The organism is Staphylococcus sp. HMSC14D10, from assembly GCF_001808125.1.
GTDB classification, from domain to species: Bacteria; Bacillota; Bacilli; order Staphylococcales; family Staphylococcaceae; genus Staphylococcus; species Staphylococcus haemolyticus.
The window spans coordinates 1-631 of record NZ_KV792238.1 but is presented as its reverse complement, the minus strand read 5'-3'; the positions used below and the strand labels follow the sequence as shown (position 1 = coordinate 631).

General features: G+C 43.1%; 1 pseudogene. It reads left to right on the top strand.

The features are described from left to right. A pseudogene (locus HMPREF3134_RS12155) lies at positions 1–503 on the top strand (YSIRK signal domain/LPXTG anchor domain surface protein); the annotation flags it as partial. Positions 504–631: the final 128 nt, after the last annotated feature.

Genomic DNA, 631 nt, shown 5'->3' with positions numbered 1-631 from the left:
ATAAGGATAACAACGTGATTGGTTCAGGTACTACGGATAGTAATGGTCGAGTTACAATTTCACCAACGGTGCCTATTCCTGAAGGTAATGTAACTGCGAAAGCTTATGATAATGCAGAACATCCTAATGTCTCAACTTCTGCACCTAAGAAAGCGACAGATACGACTCCTCCGACGGGACCTGTTGTGACGAATGATTTAACTGGTAAGGCGACTACTAAAACACCAATTACGGTGACAACGGATCCAAATACTCATGTTGATTTACTTGATAAGGATAACAACGTGATTGGTTCGGGTACGACAGATAGTACTGGTCGAGTTACGATTACACCAACGGTGCCTATTCCTGAAGGTAATGTACGTGCTAAAGCAACGGATAACGCAGAACATCCGAACAGTTCACTTTCTCAACCGAAGAAAGCGACGGATACGACACCTCCAGGTAGCCCAATCGTTAATACTGATTTAACTGGTAAGGCAACGACTAGAACCTCCAGTTGATGTGTCTTCTGATCCGAATACTCGTATCGAGTTACTAGATAAAGATAATCATGTTATTGGTTCGGGGACTACAGGTGCTAATGGTCATGCCATTATTACGCCAACTCAACCTATACCGGAAGGTAATG